2 protein-coding genes are annotated in these 3,332 nt (G+C 30.3%); both read left to right on the forward strand.

Annotated elements, in window-relative coordinates; translation table 11 throughout:
• Positions 1 to 632 precede the first annotated feature (632 nt).
• Complete coding sequence (locus tag RR409_RS20935; protein ID WP_332559714.1) at positions 633 to 1,787, forward strand: PucR family transcriptional regulator ligand-binding domain-containing protein; 1,155 nt, start codon at positions 633 to 635, stop codon at positions 1,785 to 1,787.
• A 213-nt stretch (positions 1,788 to 2,000) separates the two neighbouring features.
• Positions 2,001 to 2,930 (forward strand): DMT family transporter, encoded by a 930-nt coding sequence (locus tag RR409_RS20940; RefSeq protein WP_332559715.1) that lies wholly within the window; start codon positions 2,001 to 2,003, stop codon positions 2,928 to 2,930.
• Positions 2,931 to 3,332: the final 402 nt, after the last annotated feature.

Raw genomic sequence — 3,332 nt, forward strand, 5'->3', positions numbered from 1 at the left:
TTCGCCATAAACTCTCACTAATATAATTACATCCATTGAAATAAATTTATTACACAAATTCTTTATAAATTCAATTAGGATAATTCTTATATAAAAGGCGTTCCCCCCTAATGTGGCTCAAACACTATATATTGTTATATTGTTTTGTTTTTTATTTTAATATTTTTTTATTGTTATATTTATAAGAACACAGCAAGATTTATGCACTACATGAAACTAATGTTATAATTATAGTAAAACAAAGTGAAGCCTTAACTTGTACATGAACTTTTCTTGGTTCTCTTAATGCTTTCGGAAGTGGATAAATTAAAATCTCAGCAAGCTTCTTAGATTTAAGGACTCAGGAGGTCGATTTGATGAAAAAAGTAAACTTTGTTAGAACAAAGTAGACTCTGTTAAAACAAAGCGCCTTTGCGAATAAAAGAATTTTGTGAAAGAAAAAAATTTGCGAACAAAAGAATTTTGTTACCCCAAAGGAATTTTTCTAAGCTGAAGAACGTCCACTTTTAGAGCTTACAGACTTGAAGCTTCGAAAATGTGGTTAAATTTTCATCCTAGAAATAAGTAGTATAGGAATATTCTAATTTGGTACATCTTACATTGAAAATGTACTATTATAAGGAGAAATTAAAATGTCTATTACTGTATTTGAAGCAACAAAATTAGATACATTTAAAAACTTTAAATTGATAGCTGGACATCGTGGTCTCGATAACATAGTAAAGAAAGTTGGAATATTAGATTATGAATTCATCACAAAAATAGAAGAACAATTTACTAGAGGTGAATTTGTTATCACTAGTCTATTTTTTGCTAAAGATAATCCTAATTTTATCCTAGAATCAATTAAGGAATTAGAAAAAGATGGTGTTTCTGGTCTTGCAATAAAGAATATATATTTTAACGAACTGCCTTTAGAAGTAGTTGATTTTGCAAATGAAAATGCCTTTCCAATATTTATATTTGACAACAGTGTTTATTTTGAAGATATTATTACAGATGTGGCTGACAAAATAAGAGCTGTAGATAATTACGAATTACTTGAAACTAAAGTTGATATACTTATAAAAAGGCCTCTTAATAAGGCTACTGTAAGAGACATAGCCTTAGAAATAAACAGCAGTTTTAAAGAGGATTTCTTTGTGCTTTATTGCAAAAATAAAAAGTACATTGATAATAACATGATTACACTACTAGGCAGGATAAATCGAAGCAAGAATATTAACATTCATAGTTCTGCTTTAAAATATAGAAATGGTATATTAATAGTATTTTCAGATGAAAATATTGATAAAAAAAATATTAAAACCATTATAACTTCTTTAATAGATGGTATTGGTATAAATAAGTCTGAGTACTATATAGGACTTAGCAATCTACATTCTAATCTTGGAGAATTGGCGAATGGAATAAATGAAAGTATCTTTGCCCAAAAAACTGGTGAAGTATCACCCACTTCCTTTAATTATTTTTGTGATATCGGCATATACAGTATTCTTATGCCTTTTATTGATGAAATGTGGGTTCATAATTTCTATCACAGAATAATTGCTCCTATTAAGAATTACGATGAAAAATATAATACTCAATTGTTTCAAACTGCAGTTAAATATATTGAAAATGATGGGAAGATCATTGAAACTGCCAACGAATTCTTTGTACATAAAAATACAATCAGATATAGAATTGGCAAGATAAAAGAAATATTAGATATGGAGCATTGTGAGGGTAGCTTCTATGAACAACTTTCAATAGCAATAAAACTGGACAAAATTTATAACATTTAGATTCAACTTTACAAGGAAATTTGTAGAATAAGACTCATTCGGATTTATTCTATGGATTCCTTTTAAATATCTTTCATAACACATTACTGTATAAAGTACAAAAATATATAACTTTAACTGTGTTTTGTATAAAGGATTAAACCTTTAAATATAGAATAATTAAGTTAAGAACTTATTTTAAAATACTATTACTTAAAGGGGGACAATATTTAAATGGATAATAAAAGATTAGTTGCAAATCTGCTCTTATTGCTTACAGCTGCTATATGGGGATTTGCTTTCGTTGCACAGAGAATAGGTTCTCAATTTGTTGGAGCCTTTACTTTCAATGGAATAAGATTTGCTCTTGGAGCACTCTCCCTTATACCATTAATAATTTACTTTGATAAGAAAAAGAAAAGTCAAAGTAGCGATGATAGCGAAAGCAAAATTGAAGTAACTGCAAAGAAAACAATTATATCTGGAATAGTAGTTGGTATGGTTCTTTACGCAGGTGCCACCCTTCAACAAGTTGGTCTTATTTATACCACTGCAGGAAAAGCAAGCTTTATCACTGGATTGTACATGGTGTTTGTACCTTTAATGGGGATATTTTTAAAACAGAAGATTGGGAAAAACTCATGGATAGGAGTAGCACTTGCAGTTGTTGGCCTGTACCTATTAAGTGTGAATGAAGATTTCAGTATGGGATATGGAGATATTCTTGAAGTTATAGGCGCAATATTCTGGGCTATTCACATTTTAACAATAGACAACTTTGCAAAAAAGATAGATCCACTGAAATTATCTTGTATCCAATTTGCAACCTGCTCATTCTTAAGTTTAGTAACAGCTTTGTTATTTGAACAAATTACTATGAGCGGTATATCAAAAGCCTTAATTCCAATACTTTATGGTGGTCTTCTATCCGTAGGAGTAGCCTATACTCTTCAAGTAGTAGCTCAAAAGAATGCCAAACCATCTCATGCAGCTATAATTTTAAGTATGGAATCAGTGTTTGGTGCCATAGGTGGTGCACTTTTACTTAGCGAAAGCATGAGTTCAAGAGGATATATAGGTTGTGCCCTAATACTTGGAGGAATACTTGTGTCCCAAATTAAATCCTCCACAGAAAATTGCAGTGAGGGTGCAGTAAATTTATAAGTTATTTATGTTGATATTATAAATTTAAGGGTGGACTTTATCCACCCTTAAAGTCTAAATTAGAAAAGAATGTGCCCTAATTATTCCTTACAGGATATTTGCTTATGGTAGATAGTTAATTTCAACATGCATTTAAAACATGACCTTAAATAAGATAAATTTCACTGTGTTTATACTTTTAGGATTTACAGCAAGAATAAGCTATGAAAACAGATTTGCCTCTGCTTTCATAGCTTTTAAGATCTTTTTGTACTCCACCTTAACAAGCTTAAAACTTTATTATACTACTCCTTGACCTAGCATAGCATCCGCTACTTTTACAAAGCCAGCAATGTTAGCTCCCACTACAAGATTACCTGGGCATCCACAATCCTCTGCAGATATAACACTCTTTTCATAAAT

The sequence above is a fragment of the Clostridium sp. genome (assembly GCF_036642255.1).
In the GTDB taxonomy this organism is placed as follows: domain Bacteria; phylum Bacillota; class Clostridia; order Clostridiales; family Clostridiaceae; genus Clostridium_J.

Coding starts and splice junctions, on each gene's coding strand:
- RR409_RS20940 (WP_332559715.1), top strand. CDS start 2,001: ATGGATAATAAAAGATTAGTTGCAAATCTGCTCTTATTGCTTACAGCT.
- RR409_RS20935 (WP_332559714.1), top strand. CDS start 633: ATGTCTATTACTGTATTTGAAGCAACAAAATTAGATACATTTAAAAAC.